At 41.3% G+C, this 19,022-nt stretch carries 20 protein-coding genes; 14 read left to right on the top strand and 6 right to left on the bottom strand.

What is annotated here, in order from left to right:
* Positions 1–85 precede the first annotated feature (85 nt).
* Complete coding sequence (locus AC19MV_RS10160; RefSeq protein ID WP_498307389.1) at positions 86–1,006, bottom strand: hypothetical protein; 921 nt, start codon at positions 1,004–1,006, stop codon at positions 86–88.
* Positions 1,007–1,770: 764 nt separating this feature from the next.
* A complete protein-coding gene (gene hemE, locus AC19MV_RS10165) occupies positions 1,771–2,835 on the bottom strand; it encodes a uroporphyrinogen decarboxylase (RefSeq protein WP_432404642.1) in 1,065 nt (354 codons plus the stop codon).
* A gap of 453 nt (positions 2,836–3,288) precedes the next feature.
* Here hemE and rsd point away from each other — a divergent pair, with 453 nt between their 5' ends.
* On the top strand, positions 3,289–3,756 hold the full coding sequence (gene rsd, locus AC19MV_RS10170) for a sigma D regulator (RefSeq protein WP_432404639.1): 468 nt from the start codon (positions 3,289–3,291) through the stop codon (positions 3,754–3,756).
* A gap of 80 nt (positions 3,757–3,836) precedes the next feature.
* Here the strand turns inward: rsd and AC19MV_RS10175 are convergent, their stop codons facing one another.
* The 3 genes from AC19MV_RS10175 to AC19MV_RS10185 form a co-directional block, all read right to left on the bottom strand.
* Positions 3,837–4,886, bottom strand: a complete 1,050-nt coding sequence (locus AC19MV_RS10175; protein ID WP_498307391.1) for an MJ1255/VC2487 family glycosyltransferase — start codon at positions 4,884–4,886, stop codon at positions 3,837–3,839.
* 68 nt (positions 4,887–4,954) lie between these two features.
* Positions 4,955–5,470 carry a phosphatase PAP2 family protein gene (locus AC19MV_RS10180; protein WP_498307393.1) on the bottom strand — a complete coding sequence of 172 codons (516 nt, stop codon included), beginning with the start codon at positions 5,468–5,470 and terminating at the stop codon, positions 4,955–4,957.
* A 304-nt stretch (positions 5,471–5,774) separates the two neighbouring features.
* On the bottom strand, positions 5,775–6,023 hold the full coding sequence (locus AC19MV_RS10185) for a YgjV family protein (RefSeq protein WP_498307394.1): 249 nt from the start codon (positions 6,021–6,023) through the stop codon (positions 5,775–5,777).
* 383 nt (positions 6,024–6,406) lie between these two features.
* Between AC19MV_RS10185 and rraA the strand changes: the two genes are divergently transcribed.
* The 13 genes from rraA to AC19MV_RS10250 all read left to right on the top strand — a co-directional run bounded on the left by rraA (position 6,407) and on the right by AC19MV_RS10250 (position 17,968).
* On the top strand, positions 6,407–6,892 hold the full coding sequence (gene rraA / locus AC19MV_RS10190) for a ribonuclease E activity regulator RraA (RefSeq protein WP_188957327.1): 486 nt from the start codon (positions 6,407–6,409) through the stop codon (positions 6,890–6,892).
* A 111-nt stretch (positions 6,893–7,003) separates the two neighbouring features.
* Positions 7,004–8,032, top strand: coding sequence for a formimidoylglutamase (locus tag AC19MV_RS10195; RefSeq protein WP_498307396.1), 1,029 nt, complete (start codon positions 7,004–7,006; stop codon positions 8,030–8,032).
* Positions 8,033–8,301: 269 nt separating this feature from the next.
* Positions 8,302–9,057 (top strand): bifunctional demethylmenaquinone methyltransferase/2-methoxy-6-polyprenyl-1,4-benzoquinol methylase UbiE, encoded by a 756-nt coding sequence (gene ubiE, locus AC19MV_RS10200; protein ID WP_498307398.1) that lies wholly within the window; start codon positions 8,302–8,304, stop codon positions 9,055–9,057.
* Entirely contained in the window at positions 9,057–9,677 is a 621-nt protein-coding gene (locus tag AC19MV_RS10205; protein WP_498307400.1) for a ubiquinone biosynthesis accessory factor UbiJ, read from the top strand. The genes ubiE and AC19MV_RS10205 overlap by 1 nt, the downstream gene beginning before the upstream one ends.
* The gene (ubiB, locus tag AC19MV_RS10210) at positions 9,674–11,323 is read left to right on the top strand and encodes a ubiquinone biosynthesis regulatory protein kinase UbiB (protein WP_432404615.1); all 1,650 of its coding nucleotides are present in this window, start codon (positions 9,674–9,676) and stop codon (positions 11,321–11,323) included. The genes AC19MV_RS10205 and ubiB overlap by 4 nt, the downstream gene beginning before the upstream one ends.
* Positions 11,324–11,433: 110 nt before the next feature.
* The gene (gene tatA / locus AC19MV_RS10215) at positions 11,434–11,679 is read left to right on the top strand and encodes a Sec-independent protein translocase subunit TatA (RefSeq protein WP_432404611.1); all 246 of its coding nucleotides are present in this window, start codon (positions 11,434–11,436) and stop codon (positions 11,677–11,679) included.
* Between the two features lie 6 nt (positions 11,680–11,685).
* Entirely contained in the window at positions 11,686–12,099 is a 414-nt protein-coding gene (tatB, locus tag AC19MV_RS10220) for a Sec-independent protein translocase protein TatB (protein ID WP_498307402.1), read from the top strand.
* A gap of 3 nt (positions 12,100–12,102) precedes the next feature.
* Positions 12,103–12,855 carry a twin-arginine translocase subunit TatC gene (tatC, locus tag AC19MV_RS10225; RefSeq protein ID WP_432404603.1) on the top strand — a complete coding sequence of 251 codons (753 nt, stop codon included), beginning with the start codon at positions 12,103–12,105 and terminating at the stop codon, positions 12,853–12,855.
* A 56-nt stretch (positions 12,856–12,911) separates the two neighbouring features.
* A complete protein-coding gene (locus AC19MV_RS10230) occupies positions 12,912–13,451 on the top strand; it encodes a hypothetical protein (RefSeq protein WP_498307404.1) in 540 nt (179 codons plus the stop codon).
* A gap of 19 nt (positions 13,452–13,470) precedes the next feature.
* Positions 13,471–14,286, top strand: coding sequence for a TatD family hydrolase (locus tag AC19MV_RS10235; protein WP_498307406.1), 816 nt, complete (start codon positions 13,471–13,473; stop codon positions 14,284–14,286).
* A complete protein-coding gene (locus AC19MV_RS10240; RefSeq protein WP_498307408.1) occupies positions 14,286–16,211 on the top strand; it encodes a sensor domain-containing diguanylate cyclase in 1,926 nt (641 codons plus the stop codon). The genes AC19MV_RS10235 and AC19MV_RS10240 overlap by 1 nt, the downstream gene beginning before the upstream one ends.
* Before the next feature lie 14 nt (positions 16,212–16,225).
* On the top strand, positions 16,226–17,236 hold the full coding sequence (gene hemB / locus AC19MV_RS10245; RefSeq protein ID WP_432404594.1) for a porphobilinogen synthase: 1,011 nt from the start codon (positions 16,226–16,228) through the stop codon (positions 17,234–17,236).
* A 180-nt stretch (positions 17,237–17,416) separates the two neighbouring features.
* Positions 17,417–17,968, top strand: coding sequence for a thioredoxin family protein (locus tag AC19MV_RS10250; protein WP_498307410.1), 552 nt, complete (start codon positions 17,417–17,419; stop codon positions 17,966–17,968).
* 120 nt (positions 17,969–18,088) lie between these two features.
* Here the strand turns inward: AC19MV_RS10250 and AC19MV_RS10255 are convergent, their stop codons facing one another.
* On the bottom strand, positions 18,089–19,021 hold the full coding sequence (locus AC19MV_RS10255; protein ID WP_498297849.1) for a Ppx/GppA phosphatase family protein: 933 nt from the start codon (positions 19,019–19,021) through the stop codon (positions 18,089–18,091).
* Position 19,022 lies beyond the last annotated feature (1 nt).

The raw sequence follows: 19,022 nt of genomic DNA on the forward strand, positions 1-19,022 counted from the left end.
TGGTTATGTATATCTTCACGAATACTGCGTTTTACTGACTCGATGTCAGAAAACAATTTGGAGTTGGAACTAAAAGTGGAATCTTTCATGCTGCCCTCCAATTATCATCAAAATTTTTAAGGCTATCAAAAAAATCTTTCTTTAAAAATTGATATTCTAATAATAGCTTAAATGGATAAATATGCTCCTCCATGAAATCTTGCATTTCTCCTTCATCAAAAAATAGCTGATTGTGATGAAATTCAATATTCAGAAAACCATAGATTTTTTTCTCTGATGTTAATTTACAACCCAAATAATGCTGTATTGACTTATGTCTCTTAGAAGCTCCTTTAGCATAATTAGCTTTACCGCTTAGGACATAAGCATTCGATTTTTTTGACCTAATACACTTAACACTTTCATATTGCTCATATTTATCTGAATTCAAATCAATAATCTTTGTCTCAACCAAATCTCTTTTGGGATCAAAATGTAATATATATTCCAAACACCCAGTGATATCATTATATAAATACAGTGAAACAAATAAATCTTTTTTCTTTATTTTTAGGCTATTAGAAGACTTCCTAATGTGTTCAGCTAAAGACTCGACAATAAGAGCTAGATTCACTTTATATCCATGCTGTTCATAAAGGAATTTTATACTAGCAGGTTGAGTATTAGAGCATTTATCGAGATGATTGCATATTTCACTATTCATTCTATGTAAACAATCGGAAATCTCATCTGGTTCCACAAAAGCATGGTTATGCGCTGGAAAATTATCAAAATAAAGTATGAATATTTTAATGATAATTGCGATAACTAAGATTACTGCTGAAATATATACATAAAAATTAACTAAAGGTTGATGAAAAGCATTTTGTAAAAGCCATCCTGATACAGAGAAACCAATTGATTTCTTTATCATTAAATATCCAGAGGCAATAAGTATTACTAAGTCTGAACATAATCTCACATGTTTATTTTCAAACCATGATGCCAATATTTTCTTAACTCTCATAAGCGTCCATATCTAATTTATTCCTTTGATTTAAAAGAGTAATGATTAACAACTCGTTTTAATTTCCATAACTTCGCCTGATTTACAAAGCACAAACTACATATAGCATTTGAGTTGTAAAAATTTCAGTTTGATCAATAATTATCACTTAAAATATGATGTTATAGTATTTCATGTTTTGACGGAAGTGGTTTTTAACTCAGAAACTGCTTGGTGAATCTAGAATGACACTTGTATCTTAAACCAACTTTATTCTACTGATTATATTGTAAATAATTTAAATCATTTAAAAGACGTGAAGTATTTTCCGGTTTCAGGATTAAATACATTTAGGGCCGTTGAAGAAAATAGCGTGAGCTAGCCATGGATGGCGAGCTAGCTTTCGCGGTACAGGATGTACCATCGGAAGCGTTAGCATTTTCGAATAAGGCCTAAGACGGTTAAATATGAAGTCAAAAGCTGGATAAATCCCCATGGCGACTTTTCGCAGTTTGAAAATGTTGCGGGGCGGCTGGGAGTTCCAAGAGGGAACAGCCGTTGGTTTCCTCTTGGTCTTGTGTGGGCGAAGCGCCACGACCTTGTGGCCGCAGGCCATAAAACCGATATAATAAAGCATAAATAATTAAAAACAGTTGGATTCCGGCTCACAAGCATTACCGGAAAGACGTAAAATAGAAAAATTAACCGCTCAAATTTAAAAAACAAAAAACGAGCAACAAAAAAGCGAACCCGAAGGTTCGCTTTTGTTAGCTCATACCACTCAATTACTTGTGGTATTTACCCGATAACTCATGCACCGAATTGATAAATGCACCAGCATGTTCAGGGTCAACATGTTGGTGAATACCATGGCCTAAGTTAAATACATGGCCGGTACCTTCACCGTAGCTTGCAAGAATTTGATCCACTTCTTGATGAATACGCTCAGGCGATGCATACAACATTGATGGGTCCATGTTGCCTTGTAATGCTACTTTATGACCTACACGACGACGAGCATCACCAATATCAACAGTCCAATCTAAACCAAGTGCATCACAACCGGTTTCAGCCATAGACTCTAACCATAATCCGCCACCTTTAGTGAACAAGGTCACTGGCACTTTACGGCCATCGGCAAAACGGGTTAAGCCATCAACAATTTTTTGCATGTAACGTAATGAGAATTCTCGGTAAGCGTGATGCGATAATGCACCGCCCCATGAATCGAAAATCATTAACGATTGTGCGCCGTTAGCCACCTGAGCGTTAAGGTATAACACAACTGAGTCGGCCAACTTGTCTAGTAACATGTGTAGTGCTGCAGGTTCTGCATATGCCATACGTTTAATTTTTTCAAACGTTTTACTTGAACCGCCTTCAACCATATAAGTGGCTAATGTCCAAGGTGAACCTGAGAAGCCAATTAACGGTACTGCGCCATTAAGTTCACGACGAATGGTGCTCACTGCACGCATTACGTAACCTAATTCGTCTTCTGGATCTGGGATGCAAAGCTTTTTGATGGCGTCTATCGTATCTGTTGGACGTTGAAAACGTGGACCTTCGCCCTCTTCAAAATACAATCCAAGACCCATCGCATCGGGTACCGTCAAAATATCTGAGAATAAAATCGCAGCATCTAAATCATAACGACGTAACGGTTGTAACGTTACTTCACAAGCCAATTCAGCATTGCGGCACAAAGACATAAAGTCGCCTGCCTGCGCTCGAGTGGCTTTGTATTCTGGTAAATAACGGCCTGCTTGGCGCATCATCCATACAGGAGTGACATCAACTGGCTGCTTTAGCAACGCACGTAAATAACGATCATTCTTTAATTCTGCCATGTGGGCTTTCTTCCTAGACTGTTATGATTTCTGCTGGGCGGTAGTTTAGCACTTACGCGATTAATGTAACCACCCATGCAAGAGATATGTGAGCTATTCCTAAATCTGATGACTATTTTTTTAACATATCCACTTCCCTGCTCACAAAACACACAATACTGACGCATAAATCGCAAATTATTGGATTAAACGTTGCGCCACAGTGAGTCGTTTGGTATAAAAAGTGTGCGCTAGCAAGAACAATCAAGAAGCCCGATAAATCGAGCCTTTGAAAACTTCGTTACCCCGTGATGGCTTACCATCACGGGGTTTTTTATTCTCTATCCTCCCCCGCCCTCTATATTCACCACCTCTAGCTGGTTGGTCCTGAAAATATAAATAAAACAGTTGATCACAATACACTTTGTCCAATACATTAGGTGTTATATAAAGGTTGCTGATTAGAGAAAACACATGCTAACAAAATTAGAAAAAGCAGAAAAACGCTGGGGCGGCGCCAACAAATTAATCGATCAGTGGCTTAATCACCGCAGAAAATTATTGATCCAGTATTTTATTGTTGCAGGTCTCGCACCCTATTCTCGGACAGAAAAGTCGCTACCAAGCCTTGAACAAGTTAAAGACTTTTGCGATCAGTTAGTCGACTATGTGTCTGAAGGCCACTTTGAGGTTTACAACAACGTAGTAAAAGCTTGTGAGAAATTTGGCGAGTCAAGCACAGATACAGCTAAAGGTTTATTGCCGCTAATTAGTGACAGTACCGATACAGCCTTGGACTTTAACGATAAATACACCGAAGCCGCCGACGAAAACATCTTGTATCAGTTAGACACCGATCTATCGAAATTGGCTCAAGCCCTGGAATCACGTTTCGAGTTAGAAGATCAGCTATTAGAAGTGCTACACAACCGCCACTCGTAATCAACATGACGCAGCCGCCTTATTTAGCCTAGATAAAAAGTGCTAATATTCACATTTTTTTGCTCTCTGTCGAGAAGAGTCTATTGTTTTTTATGCCAGTTTTCGGGCAATTCAACTTGCGACCACAAGTTTTGGCAGAGTATTTCAGGCTGATGCCAATCGCCCTTTTTTAACCAATCAACTAACGCGTTACCCACTTGCGGATACGCAATGGGCTTAGGCGACGACGATTTAAGCCAGCGCTTTAATATTACAGAATCTAAACTTTCCATACTCTCGGCAGCGGCCAATAATTGCAGTGCTGCGACATTAGCGAGTTGCTCAAACTGCCCCATCAATGGTTTAACCAGCAGCTTTTTACCTAACGTCATCGCCTCACTGGCTAATTCAAAGCCTGCATTACCAATCACACCACCACATTGCGACATATGTTGCTTAAACCCTTCTCGGTTAAAACCATGCCAATGAATATGCGCCCCAATACCTTTTAGCGGTTTAGTGCTGTGATAAACAAAAAATTGATACTGGTCGAACGGTGCTAAAAACTCGGCAATCAGGTCGGGATCCTCAAACGGTAAATACACTAATATTTGGTGGCTATGATCGCCACAACTCGCAGACACCTCAACAAAAGGCGGTAATATAGGAAAGCCAAAATGATGCCAATGACAGCCAAGTGAAATATCCACTGGCGCAAAACGGTTTAGGAGCAGTTCATTAAACCAATTTGTGCCTTGCTTCGGTACATCGTACTGCAATGCAGCTTGATGACTAATGGCAATCGACGGCACATTTTGCTGACGTGCAGCCCAAGCAGTAACAGGTTCAAAGTCATTTAATACCAGGTCATAACCCGTTAACTCTAATTGCTTAATTTCAGAAAAAATATTAGTCACTAGATTTTGCTTGGCGGTTTTAGACACATTAACCCGACCATTCTCAGTCATGAATGTCATGCCGTTACGTGTTTGGTAATCGCCAAAACATTGCATATCAAAGTACTGCTCAGACGGGCGACCTGAAAATAAAAAATCGACATCAATATTATGCTGGCCAAGGGCTTTAGCCATCACTCGCGCACGACTAATATGACCATTCCCCGTGCCTTGAACCCCGTACAAAATTTTCATATCGCCTTAATATCCTCTGTGGTTGAGTGAATAGGTGCTGTAAAACAGCACTTAATATCCATATTCAGTTACAACATTAATTGCTCAACCAGCATCACCGAGCCCATTCCTAGTCCTGCACCAGCAATAATATCTAACGGATAATGCACGCCAAGGCCAATTCGTGATGCCCCCACAAAACACGCCCAAGCAAAGGCAATAGGTGCTAGCGATGGAAAAATCACATTCACCACACTCGCGAACACAAATGCTCCCGCTGTGTGCCCAGACGGTAAGCTGAATTTGTCTGACGGTTCAAAACATGAATCAAAATTGGCCAATGCATGACAGGGACGATGACGTCGAATGCTATTTTTTAGCAATAAATACAGCGGAAATTCGACAATAAAACTGCCGAGCACTAAATTGAAAAATGGTTGACCATGAGGATGAAAAAATAATAATGCGACAGAACAGTAAACATAGTACTGACCATCGCCAGTTGCCGACACTCGCTTAGCCGCCTGGCTTAATTGATTGTCTCGACTAAATTGCATTATCCAATAAAACCAATATTTATCTAACTCACTGATACTTATCTTCATGCTTGACTCCATGCCAAACGCTGGGACATCTTCAACCCGAGCAAGGTTATTTATTTGTTAATAAGTCAAATAATAAAGAGCCGCAATGAATGCGAGGTGACAGTTAGCCTAAAGTTTTATGACAGTGAATTTATGACAGTGAAATAGTGAACGGTAAATCGTGATCCATATTAACAATGGCTTTGAATGAGGTGATTAAAACAAAAAACCTCTCAAACATAAGCTTGAGAGGTTTTATTATCGACTTAGTCTGACTTAGTTAGTGCGACTTAAGTTAGTGCGACTCACTTCGCTAAACAGCAATCTAGACAGTTTGAGTTTGCAACTGCTTATTGCGGTAAATTTTAGCTAAGTGATAAATGTTAATACAGGCAACGAAGGCATTCATGCCCGCCACTGGCCACGCTTCGATTGAATACCCGTAAGCAACAAAGAAAGAACAACCAAGAAAATTTAAACATCTTAAAAAGACGATGTCTTTCATCATCAAAGAAATCGCAACCATAACTGATGCTGCATACCCTAAGACTTCAATCAAATCGATATTTTCCATAAGAACCTCAATTTCAGGCTCTCTGCCTTCCGTAAGCGTAACGGGGGATCCGTGCCCCTAAAGCTAGCAAAAAATTTAAACTAACATTAATAATCTACGTAATATGCTAACAAAATGTTGAGCAGAAATGTAATTAAAAAACGTATTAGGATGACCTAAATCAACATATATCGACTAATTGGTTCAAATTGAAAGAAAATTACTTCCAAAATTGATCCTTGTTCTGTATTTAGGTTAATCAGCTCATTTCAAGCATTTACACAAAATGTTGATTTACAACAATCGCGTGATTGATAAGGCTTTTATTTTCGTAAAAAGCTCATATAATTCATTTATCTTTGCTTGACCCAGCAATTCCCCTTGCTGCCTAACAGGAGTTAAATATGGAATACAACACCTCAGAACTTTGCGACATGTATATTGATGTAGTTGATGTCGTAGAACCAATGTTCAGTAACTACGGTGGTTGCAGCTCTTTCGGTGGCTCAATCAGTACCATTAAATGTTTTGAAGATAACGGCCTGATTGCTGACGCTTTAGAAGAAGATGGCGAAGGCAAAGTACTGTTAGTTGACGGCGGTGGATCATTAAGACGTGCACTGCTAGACGGTAGAATTGCTGAGCTTGCTGTAGCAAACAACTGGGAAGGCATTATTATTTATGGTTCTGTGCGCGATGTTGACGCACTTGAAGAACTTGATATTGGTATTCAAGCCATTGCATCTATTCCTGTTGGCGCAGAAGGTAACGGTGTAGGTGAAGTTGAAATTCCGGTTAACTTTGGCGGTGTGACGTTCTTACCTGGTGACCATATCTATGCTGATAATACTGGCGTGATTTTATCTCCAGAACCTTTAGATATTGAATAATACCTAACGGCTATCAAGTCGTTGCTAAACACTTTGTTTTAGCTGGCCGACAACTACTTTAAAAACCAGCTATGCTGGTTTTTTTATGGTTATTTTACAGTGAGGCACATTATGTTTACTGCATTTACTGAACAACATTGTCAGGAATTGCTCAATACCAGAGCCAATGAGACTAAATTAGGTCAACGAGTGTTACTGGCTAACGCTGATCTATCGCTTGAGCAAAATGCACAACATGCTGCATCGCACGGCGCCCGCTTTGCCATTCTTGCAATAGCCGAAGATGTTGGTCCTCGGGCTAATCTAGGCCGAGGTGGCGCAAACGATGCCTTTAATGCGAGTGTCAGCCAATTTGTTAATCTGCAATCTAATCGGTTTTTAGACGGAAATGAATGCGTCATCCTCGGACAGATTAGCCTCGTCTCTTCACCAGAATCAACAGCCAGTATTGATGAGCTTCGCCAAGCCACTGTTGAGCTAGATAACTTAGTTATCGAAGCTGCAACCCATATATTGCAAGCCGGATTAGAACCCATAGTGATTGGCGGCGGTCACAACAATGCATATGGTTTATTAATGGCCACCAAAGCCTATAACGGCTTACCGGTTGCAGCGGTAAATCTAGACCCTCACAGTGATTTCAGACCGCGAGAAGGACGCCATAGCGGTAACGGCTTTAGTTATGCAGCCGCAAGCGGCGCGCTAGACCACTATCATATTTTAGGATTGCATGAACTGAAAAACACCGAAGCAACACTTGAGCAATTAAGCCTTTTTGGTGCCACATGGCATAGTTTTCAACAAATTTGGGTACGCCGTGAGCTGCCACTCGAAACAGCGTTAAAACACATTGCCAAAGGGTTAAATCAAACTCAATTACCGGTAGCATTAGAACTCGATGTTGACGCGATTGCCAATATGCCTAGCAGCGCCGCCACATTTGCCGGTATTCCGCTACTCGATGCCTGCCATTATATCCACTATATCGCCAAACATTGCCCATGCAGTTATGTGCATTTTGCTGAAGCTGCACCAGCATGCCATCACTCGGGGCAAATCGCGGGTTATCGAGATGTTGGCCAAGGCCTTAGTGAGTTAATTTACGCTTATATTCAAGGGCGACTAGCCCGCTTGAATTAGAATCCCCTGAAGCTATTCATTAAAGGCTAATTTTATGCTCTAATGCAGGGCAATTTTTTAGCCTTTGATAGCGACGTTAATCAGGGTTAATCGACGCGAGAGCATTGCGGCGTGTTAAGATGATGTGAACCACTGAACGTGTATGCATGACAACTAATTGATTGTTGTCACACTCTAGCACTACAGTGTTTCAGCAATCATTCGCAATGACTTACACTCGCTATTACTTACACTCGCAATGAATAATCGCACATTATAGGAATATACCGATGTCTGAGGGCGAACCAAAGAACACTCATTTTGGATATAAAACCGTCGAAGCGGATAAAAAGGCTGATTTAGTCGCGGATGTGTTTCACTCTGTCGCGGCTAAATACGACATTATGAATGACGTGATGTCTTTTGGTATTCACCGCTTTTGGAAGCGTCACACGATTGAAACGGCAGCTGCACGCCCAGGAATGAAGGTATTAGATCTCGCTGGTGGTACTGGTGATTTAACCGCTAAATTTTCGAATCTAGTCGGCGATCGCGGCCAGGTGGTACTGGCTGATATTAACGATTCGATGCTTAAAGTGGGCCGTACTAAACAGCGCGATAAAGGCATAGTGAATAACGTCAGTTATGTGCAAGCCAATGCTGAAGCATTGCCGTTTCCAGATAACCACTTCGACATTATTACCATTGCCTTTGGTTTGCGTAATGTCACCGATAAAGACGCTGCTTTGCGTTCAATGCACCGAGTGTTAAAGCCAGGTGGCAAACTGTTAGTGCTTGAATTTTCAACGCCTAAGCATGAATTAATGCGTAAAGTTTACGACATGTATAGCTTTAAGGTGTTACCTAAAATGGGCGCATTAATCACCAAAGATGCCGACAGCTATGAATACTTAGCAGAGTCAATTCGCATGCATCCAGATCAAGAAACCTTAAAGCAAATGATGGTTGATGCTGGATTTGAACAAGTGGACTACACCAACATGACCGATGGTGTTGTGGCATTGCACAAAGGTTATAAGTTCTAATGGTACCCAATCAGTTTGCTTTGTTAGTGTGCGCGGCTATCGAAACCGGTTTTAGTCGATTACCGCCAAACGCTAAAGATGATTATGCCCGGCAGAAATCATTGCATGGCAAGGTGATTTGCATTCAGTTAAGCCAGTTAAGCTGGCCTATTTACCTCATCTTTGCCAAGCAAATTCAGGTCATGAGTTATTACGAAGGTGATGTCGCGGTGACCGTTAATGCCGATGCATCAACTCTTTACCAATTAACCGAAGGGGCCAATTTAACTGAGTTGATAAAACAAGATAAGCTCAGCCTCGACGGTGATATCCAGCTTTTACAAACCCTTAGCCACTACTTACACAATATTCATTTCGATTTTGCTGAACCTTTGTCACGCTATATTGGTGATGCTCCAACTCATAAGTTAGTCACTGGCATAAAGCAATTCGGTCAAGAGATGAAGCAAGTCATTCACAAAACTCGCTCGCATATCAGCCAATTGACAACAGAAGAGTATCGCCTAGCACCACATAAAATTGAGATGCTGCATTTTCGTGATAATCTCGAAGAGCTGGTGAGCCAAACTGAACGTATCGAAGCTAAAATAGCCAAATTAAGAGAGCAAATAATTCAATGACATTTGCAAGTATTAGGCGTGGTTACCATGTCATTAAAACCATATTGCATTATGGCTTAGATGACCTCATTCCTCGACACAAAAAGCCTTGGTATTTTTCCATTTTACGTAACGGCTTATTTTGGGTGCGTAACAAACACAAAACCAAGTCCCCTGCCGAACGTTTAAAATTAGCCATGCAAGAGTTAGGTCCGGTTTATATCAAGCTGGGACAAATGCTATCGACTCGTCGAGATTTACTCGACGATGAATGGGCTTATCAACTCGCCATGCTACAAGACAGAGTGCCACCGTTTGATTCGGCCTTGGCTCGAGAGGCAATAGAAGCCGAGCTTGGCGCGCCTATCGACACCTATTTTGATGATTTTGATGATACCCCGTTAGCATCAGCGTCTATCTCGCAAGTGCACACCGCCATTTTAAAATCCAACGGTAAAGACGTGGTACTCAAGGTGCTGCGCCCTAATGTGGAACAGCAAATCTTAGCGGATTTGCAATTGATGACTCAAACCGCCAATCTGCTTGAGGCAATACTCGGTGAAGGCAATCGCCTTCGCCCTGCTGAAGTTATTGAAGATTACCAAACCACGATTTTAGGCGAGCTCAACCTTAAACTTGAAGCCCTTAATGCGATAAAACTGCGTAATAACTTTATCGATTCAAATGCACTTTATGTGCCTTTTGTTTACGAAGAACACAGCTACGAGCGCTTAATGGTCATGGAGCGGATTTACGGTATTCCAGTATCCGACACCGAAGCGCTACGAGCTCAAGGCACTAACTTTAAATTATTGGCAGAACGTGGTGTAGAGCTGTTTTTCACCCAAGTTTTTCGCGATAACTTTTTCCATGCCGACATGCACCCTGGTAACATTTTTATCAGCCGTGAACACCCTGACGACCCATTTTATATCGGCTTAGACTGCGGGATTATGGGCACGCTAACGGAAGTCGATAAACGCTATCTTGCGGAGAATTTTTTAGCCTTTTTCAATCGTGACTATCATCGCATCGCACAGCTGTATATTGAGTCTGGCTGGGTATCTGAACACACCGATATCATTGCCTTTGAACAGGCCGTAAAAGTAGTGTGTGAGCCGATGTTTAATAAGCCATTAGACGAGATTTCATTTGGCCATGTATTGCTGGAACTGTTTCGCACCGCACGTCATTTTGACATCGTAGTGCAACCACAACTGGTATTACTGGAAAAAACCCTTCTTTACATCGAAGGGTTAGGTCGTCAGTTATACCCGCAACTCGACTTATGGCAAACAGCCAAACCGTTTCTTGAAAATTGGATGTCTGAACAAGTTGGCCCTAAAGCCATGTTCAACAAAGTAAAGTCTAATGCGCCATTTTGGGCAGACAAATTACCTGAGTTCCCAGAGCTGATTTACGACAACTTAAAACTGGGACGTAAATTACTCGGCACCCAACAACAGATGTTAGATAAGTATCTGCGCTATCAACAAAAATCCCACAAGAGTAATTACCTGCTGATCACATCTGCAATATTGTTGATCTGTGGCACAATTTTATTATCTCAAAACGCTACACTATGGCCTGCATACACCTGCATTGGTGTCGGTGTATTAATTTGGGCAGTTGGATGGCGATCTAGGCCAAAGAATCGTAAATTTTAGCTAGCACTAATTTATTAGACAGTCATAATACTTAAAGAATTGGATGGTATTGTGTACTCCTAAGATAACGTTTTACAAAAACCATTTTTTATTTAAAGAGGATAATCTTCATGGGCGGCATCAGTATTTGGCAGCTTCTAATCGTTGCGTTAATTGTCATTTTATTATTTGGTACTAAAAAATTACGCTCATTGGGCGGTGATTTAGGTGGAGCAGTTAAAGGCTTTAAAAATGCCATGTCTCCAGAAGACGAAAAGAAATCGATAGAAGACAAAGATCTCGAAACAGACCAGACAGCAGCGACTTCGCAACAGGCCGCTGAAAAGCAACCTGAATCTAAAGATAAACAGGCGTAATTTATTATGTTTGACGGTATCGGCTTTATGGAGCTGCTGCTGATTGGTGTTTTGGGGCTTGTGGTACTCGGCCCCGAAAGACTACCGGTTGCGGTACGTTCAGTGACAGGTTGGATCCGCGCCCTAAAGCGTATGGCTAACTCTGTTAAAGATGAACTCGAACAAGAACTAAAAATTGAGCAACTACACTCTGACTTAAAAAAAGCAGAGAGCAAAGGCTTAGCCAATTTATCGCCTGAATTAAAAGAGTCGATAGAACAGTTAAAACAAGCTGCAGAATCAGTCAATAGACCTTATAAGGTCGAAGATGTTTCACCTGTTGCATCGGCCACCGAAACACCAGCGGCATCGAACACAACAACGGAAAAAGCAGCCGAAAAAACATCCGAAAACAGTTCACTTCCTAAATCAAACGGATAATTCATGTCACAACAGCAACCGCTTATCAGCCATTTGCTTGAATTACGCAACAAATTGCTCAAAGCCATTGGCAGTGTGTTACTCGTATTCATTACGATTGTGTATTGGGCAAATGATATTTATCACTATATCGCACTACCGTTAATGCGTTCATTGCCTGAAACGGGCAGCATGATTGCAACAGACGTAGCGGCACCGTTTTTTGCGCCTTTTAAACTGACATTAGTACTCGCATTTTTTATTGCGATTCCTTATGTGCTATATCAAATTTGGTCATTTGTAGCACCGGGATTATATAAGCATGAAAAGCGTTTAGTGATTCCACTACTGACGAGTAGCACCTTGCTATTTTATTTGGGTATCGCATTTGCTTATTACATTGTGTTTCCGGTTGTATTTGGTTTCTTCACCAGTGTTGCTCCTGAAGGTGTGCAAGTCGCAACGGATATCAGCAGTTACTTAAGCTTTATTCTGAAGTTATTTTTTGCCTTTGGTTTAGCCTTTGAAATTCCAGTAGCCGTAGTTCTATTATGTTGGGCTGGCGTCACGACACCAGATGAACTGCGTCAAAAACGTCCTTATATTGTGGTTGGTGCGTTTGTGATTGGTATGTTGTTAACACCACCCGATATTATTTCTCAGACTATGCTAGCGATACCAATGCTGTTATTGTTTGAAGGTGGCTTGATTGCTGCACGTTTTTACAGTAAAAAAGAAGAAGATGACGTGCCAGAGAACGAGCACGCTGATAGCTAAATAAAAATGGCCTTAATTGGCCATTTTTTTGCTAGACAAATAATAAGGAAGAAACAATGCGTTTATGTTTAATTGCCACTGGTATCTTATTGATGTCAGTTAATGCACAAGCCAATACTCAACTCGTCGATAAACTGTCGGTTTGTGCTGTCAAATCCAATAATGCTGAACGCTTAAGTTGTTATGACCAACTCGCGGCCAATGTAAAACCAAGCACCCAACGCCAAATAACGCCAACAGCGGTTGAAGCAACAGAAATAGTACAAGCACCTGTTGTAACTAAAACAACTCCAGCGTCACCCATTACAACAATCAAAGTGGAACAAGAACTTAGAGTAGAAGATTTTGGTTTACATAAAAGAGTTATTGAAGATGAAGTTGATCGCCTTTATTTTATTGCTTCTGAAGTAAATAAAGGACCTTTTAACAAGTTAATAATTACCTTTGATAACGGGCAGATTTGGAAACAAACAAGCGCTGAACGCTTTAAAGTTAAAAAGGGTGCTAAATTATTTATTGAAAAGGGTGCGTTAAACTCATTTTTAATGGGCAGTGATGATCGAAATGCCACGACCCGAGTTAAACGACTAAAATAGCCCAGGCTATTCACTTCCTATGACTCAATATATCGACATCGCGGTTAACCTGCTCAGCGAAAGGTTAAAACACGACATTGACTCGATCATTAATGATGCGGCGAAACACCATGTTTCGCCGTTAATTGTTATTGGTAGCGATTTAGATGAAAGCGCTGAAGCCAGCGCGGTTAGTCAACAATACCCACTGCAACTGTTTAGCACTGCGGGTGTCCACCCTCATCAAGCATCGAGCTGGAACGCACAAAGCTGCGATAAACTGAAACAATTGGCCTTACAGCCGAGTGTTGTTGCCATAGGTGAATGCGGCCTTGACTATAACCGTGACTTTTCGCCGAGACAGGCCCAAAGACAAGCATTTTCCGCGCAGTTAGCTTTGGCCTGCGAGCTTAATATGCCGGTATTAATGCACTGCCGCGATGCTCATCAAGACTTTATTGCCATTGTAAATGAATATAGAAGCGCCTTACCTAAAGGCTTACTTCATTGTTTTACAGGCACTCAAGATGAACTAGAAGCTTGTTTAGCCGCCGATTTATACATTGGTATAACGGGGTGGATATGTGATGAGCGCCGTGGACAAGAGCTCGCACAGTTAGTGCCGCTTATCCCTAATAACCGCATTATGGCTGAAACTGATAGTCCATATTTATTACCTCGCAGCATGCGCCCTAAGCCAAAATCTAGCAAAAACTTACCGCAATATTTACCCTATATTGTTCAAGTTATGGCACAACTCCGCCAGCAACCTGAAACTGAACTGGCGCAATATTGCTTTCAAAACAGCTGTGATTTTTTTGGGTTACCTATTACTCAGCACAGGATTGAGGACTGATGAACATCCTTAACTTTGCGGGTTTATCATCAAAACTAACATACTGTTTCAGTCTGTTTTTAGGGCTCTGCTTGCTCCTTGTAAGCCAACTCAGTTGGGCCAATACCTTACAAACTGTTCCACTCCGGCTGACCTCAGATTCTATTACTAAAATTGATTTACAAGATTGGATTTACATCAATAAAAGCAAAAATATCAGTCAATTGACTAAGCTGTTAGAGCAACCTGAAAGTACATGGAAGAAATTTGAAGAGGATCAGCCGCAGCGTATTGGCGTAGAAAATTATTGGGCCACATTCAGCATATACAACCCAGACGATTATCTCTCACGAATTATTGCTCTAGACAACCCACTCCTTGACAGCGTGGTCATATACCACTTTATTAATGGTGAGCTTGTTAGTGCACAACAAATGGGTGACTCATTACCGTTTAAACAGCGCCCCCTTTTGAGTAATATTTTTTTATATCCTATTGAATTACAGCCCGGTGATACTCACAAGTTTTATATCAAAATTGACAGCCTTGGCAGCATTAACTTGCCGCTTGTTCTATGGTCTTCGAACGACTTAACTCAATTAACAGAAACCAAAAATTTATATATTGGCCTGCAAATAGGCTTGTTAATCGCCATTAGCTTATTTAGTTTGTTTATTGCAATAGCCTCTAAATCATACAATTATAGCTACTACTGTGGTTATGTTGTTGGACTCACCATACTCACAGCAAGTATATACGGCGTGTCATTTCGCTATTTATGGCCGCAATGGCCCATTATGCAGCAGTACATATTCACCATGATTATCCCGCTAACGTTGGGATTCTCATTAATGTTTACTGAAAAAGCATTACAGCTCAAATATCACAACTTAAAGATGCTGCGGATTTGCCGGGTCATGGCTGTTATCTCGTTTTCTTTAGCGGTAATAATGCCCTTTATTAATTACAGCTCGGCACTTTATATTATGGTGTTTGTTGTATTAACCGTGAGTACCATTCTCGTCACATTCTCGCTCATTCAAGCTTTTGTAGGCCAACGTAATGCCACTTTATATGCTTTAGGCCGTCTGGCTTTATTAATAGGCTGCATTCTTACTGGACTGTTATATGTTGGTATGATCAAACTGGATATCGCGCCGCAAATACCCACCATGATAGGCCTGATGTTTGAGGTCTTCACTATGGCAGCGGTACTCGCATTACGTTACAGCGATGAACGCAAAGCTAAGTTTAAAATTCAGCAACAAACACTCGAACAAGCACAACGGATCCGAGAAGTCCGTGAAGAAGCATTGCAGGCGGAAGCGGAGAACAGTGAAAAACTTGAACAGATGGTTCAAGAACGCACTCTAGAATTAGAGGTTACCTTGCGTGAACTGCATGAAGTGAATCAAAAACTGACTGAGCAAAACACCATCGACAGTCTCACCGGTGTAAAAAATCGTAGTGCATTTGATCGCCGCTTAATCGCAGAAGGCCGTATTAGCCGTAGACAACAAACCCCGATGGCATTATTAATGATTGATATCGATAAATTTAAAAATATTAACGATCAATATGGTCACCTTACTGGTGACTACTCAATCAAAATGATAGCCCACACACTGACTGAATTTTTAAAACGGCCAACCGATCTCGTATCACGTTTTGGCGGTGAAGAGTTTGCTATCATTCTACCTAGCACTGATAGCGAAGGAGCACTATTAGTTGCCGAGCAAATTCGCCAAGCAATCAGTGAACAAGACATTACTCATAACGGTCAACATATCCCATTAACCGTCAGTATTGGTGTTAGTGCCGACATAATCGACAGTGATGAGCATCCATTGTTATTACTTGAACAAGCAGATAAAGCACTGTATCAAGCTAAACGCAGTGGCAGAAATAAAGTGTGCTATTACGCACTCAAAGCAGACCAGATTTAACCCAGGAGTCGAAATTGAATATTATTACTAGTGCCTTCCCACAGCGCAGAATGCGCCGCATGCGTAAACATGACTTTAGTCGTCGTTTGATGTCTGAAAACACACTAACGGTCAATGATCTGATATACCCGATGTTTGTACTAGAAGGGTTTCAGCGCTCAGAAAAAGTCGCCTCTATGCCAGGTGTTGAGCGCTACTCGATTGATTTATTATTAAAAGAAGCCGCTGAATTAGTTGAGTTAGGGATTCCACTCATTGCTTTATTTCCCGTAACGCCAGTCGACAAGAAAAGCTTATTAGCCGAAGAGTCATACAATCCAGATGGCTTAGTTCAACGTGCCGTTCGCGAACTAAAACAAGCTTTCCCACAGCTAGGGATTATGACTGACGTCGCGTTAGACCCATTCACCACCCATGGCCAAGATGGCATTATCGATGATACCGGTTATATCCTTAACGACATCACGACTGAAATATTAGTTAAGCAAGCCTTATCTCACGCAGAAGCTGGCGCCGACATTGTTGCACCATCAGATATGATGGACGGCCGTATTGGTGCTATCCGCCAAGCATTAGAAGAAAAGGGGTTTGTGAACACCCAAATAATGGCTTATTCAGCTAAATACTCTTCAAGCTACTACGGACCTTTCCGTGATGCAGTCGGCTCAGCAGGCAACTTAAAAGGTGGCAATAAACATAGCTATCAAATGGACCCTGCCAATAGTGATGAAGCATTGCATGAAGTCGCTCTAGATATCCAAGAAGGGGCTGACATGGTAATGGTAAAGCCCGGCATGCCTTATTTAGACATTGTACGCCGTGTCAAAACAGAACTTGCTGTGCCAACATTTGCTTATCAAGTCAGTGGTGAATATGCCATGCACATGGCAGCAATCCAAAACGGTTGGTTAGCAGAAAAAGCCATTGTAATGGAGTCACTACTTTGCTTTAAACGTGCTGGTGCCGACGGTATTTTAACTTACTTTGCTAAACGTGCAGCGCAATGGCTAAAAGAACACAATTAGTATCAATTGTTCAATTTAGTTGCCATTATTAAAAATAAAGCCAATCACCTTATGATTGGCTTTATTTTTTAGTGATCTACTTAGCATCAAAATCATCTTAGCCTTAACAGATCCTTATTAGCATGATTGAATACACACAAGCATATTTCTTAGTATTCCCTTCTTAAGCGAGGCATTATCATGCACAATAACGTTAAAACATTATTGGCCACTACCGCACTCTTTTTCAGTGTTCAAATGTTACCAATGACCGTATCGGCTAATTCTGGATGCGGATTTGAAGAAGAGCAGCAAGGCTTTATTGCGACATGCAGCGAGGAGAAACAAGAAGTGATTTTAACCGGCGTAATTGAACCACAAACGCTCACCAGCACATTACCAGGCTACGCTGATGGCTTTGCTAATTATCAAGTTGATGCGCAAGCTGTTGCTGTACTTAGCGCGATTGATGTACCCACCCAAATTGTGGTGATTATCGGCACTTGGTGCCCTGACTGCCACCGTGAAACGCCGCATTTTATGCGAGTACTTGAAGCCGCTGGTAATCCTAATATTCAAGTGGAGTACATTGGCGTTGACCGGGCTAAACAAGACCCTGAAGGATTAGCCGCTAAGTATGCATTTAGCCGTATCCCAACCTTTATTGTTAAGCAACAAGGCAATGAATTAGGCCGTATTGTTGAGCGTCCAAAAGCCACTTTAGAGGCTGATCTTGTCGAGATCCTAAAATAATCTCAATGCAATTTGTTTAATGATGATCTTAATGATGATCTTAATGATGTAAACATTTAAATAAAAAAATAGGTCGCCTAGGCGACCTATTTTTATGCGGTATATACAAAAGCTTATTTACTAAGCATTGGCAATGCGATCGGCCAAAAGTTGTAATACACCCTCACGTAACGCGCCGCCAGCAAGGTATAAGCTTTCAATCGATAAGCATTCAAATAAAGCGATAAGAATCGCTACACCAGCCGCAAAAGTCGGTGCCTGCTCTGCAGTTAATCCCGTAATACCACTCAAGCTTGCATCCTGTTGTGACAAAATATCATCACGAAAGCCGTTTAAAATATCGACAGTGATAATTTCAGCGCATTGTCGATGTTGTAACACCGACACCACAGATTGCACCGCACCAGATGCACCAAGAACATTCTGCCAACCAAGGGTTAATAGTTGTTCTCGATATTCGGCTAACATCGTGCCGACATATTCAATCGCTTGAGTAAAATCGATATGTTGTAAAGGATACTGAGTAAAAAAACGTTGATTAAATAACACACACCCCATGGGCACACTGGTTTTAAACAGAACGTTACAGCCATCACCAATAATAAACTCTGTGCTAGCTCCGCCAATATCAATCACTAAGCGACGACCGTCACCTTGTGTCGTAGCGACCATGCCTTGATAGATCAATTCAGCTTCTCGCAAGCCCGAAATCACTTCAATTTCATGCTGTAAAATCGGCAATGCGCGTCGATGAAACTCATCGGCGTTACTGATCACCCGCAATGTTGCAGTTGCAAATACCGCAACATTTTCAGTCGCAATATGGTGCTGTTTAAGCATTGAGGCAAACATAGACAAACAATCTAAACCACGCAAAATAACGTCTTCAGACAATATGCCATCGTCGCCTATGCCTTCTGCAAGGCGGACTTTACGTTTATATTTAGCGATAACAGTAGGTTTATTACCTACTGTATTAGCCACCAACATATTAAAACTGTTCGAGCCTAATGTTATCGCCGCATAAGGTTGAGATACGTTTGACAATGGCATT

This window comes from Shewanella sp. MF05913, assembly GCF_059758095.1.

Coding starts and splice junctions, on each gene's coding strand:
- ubiE (WP_498307398.1), top strand. CDS start 8,302: ATGTCTGAGGGCGAACCAAAGAACACTCATTTTGGATATAAAACCGTC.
- rraA (WP_188957327.1), top strand. CDS start 6,407: ATGGAATACAACACCTCAGAACTTTGCGACATGTATATTGATGTAGTT.
- AC19MV_RS10255 (WP_498297849.1), bottom strand. CDS start 19,021: ATGCCATTGTCAAACGTATCTCAACCTTATGCGGCGATAACATTAGGC.
- AC19MV_RS10185 (WP_498307394.1), bottom strand. CDS start 6,023: ATGGAAAATATCGATTTGATTGAAGTCTTAGGGTATGCAGCATCAGTT.
- hemE (WP_432404642.1), bottom strand. CDS start 2,835: ATGGCAGAATTAAAGAATGATCGTTATTTACGTGCGTTGCTAAAGCAG.
- AC19MV_RS10240 (WP_498307408.1), top strand. CDS start 14,286: ATGAACATCCTTAACTTTGCGGGTTTATCATCAAAACTAACATACTGT.
- AC19MV_RS10205 (WP_498307400.1), top strand. CDS start 9,057: ATGGTACCCAATCAGTTTGCTTTGTTAGTGTGCGCGGCTATCGAAACC.
- AC19MV_RS10195 (WP_498307396.1), top strand. CDS start 7,004: ATGTTTACTGCATTTACTGAACAACATTGTCAGGAATTGCTCAATACC.
- AC19MV_RS10235 (WP_498307406.1), top strand. CDS start 13,471: ATGACTCAATATATCGACATCGCGGTTAACCTGCTCAGCGAAAGGTTA.
- AC19MV_RS10160 (WP_498307389.1), bottom strand. CDS start 1,006: ATGAGAGTTAAGAAAATATTGGCATCATGGTTTGAAAATAAACATGTG.
- AC19MV_RS10180 (WP_498307393.1), bottom strand. CDS start 5,470: ATGAAGATAAGTATCAGTGAGTTAGATAAATATTGGTTTTATTGGATA.
- AC19MV_RS10250 (WP_498307410.1), top strand. CDS start 17,417: ATGCACAATAACGTTAAAACATTATTGGCCACTACCGCACTCTTTTTC.
- rsd (WP_432404639.1), top strand. CDS start 3,289: ATGCTAACAAAATTAGAAAAAGCAGAAAAACGCTGGGGCGGCGCCAAC.
- AC19MV_RS10230 (WP_498307404.1), top strand. CDS start 12,912: ATGCGTTTATGTTTAATTGCCACTGGTATCTTATTGATGTCAGTTAAT.
- tatB (WP_498307402.1), top strand. CDS start 11,686: ATGTTTGACGGTATCGGCTTTATGGAGCTGCTGCTGATTGGTGTTTTG.
- tatA (WP_432404611.1), top strand. CDS start 11,434: ATGGGCGGCATCAGTATTTGGCAGCTTCTAATCGTTGCGTTAATTGTC.
- tatC (WP_432404603.1), top strand. CDS start 12,103: ATGTCACAACAGCAACCGCTTATCAGCCATTTGCTTGAATTACGCAAC.
- ubiB (WP_432404615.1), top strand. CDS start 9,674: ATGACATTTGCAAGTATTAGGCGTGGTTACCATGTCATTAAAACCATA.
- AC19MV_RS10175 (WP_498307391.1), bottom strand. CDS start 4,886: ATGAAAATTTTGTACGGGGTTCAAGGCACGGGGAATGGTCATATTAGT.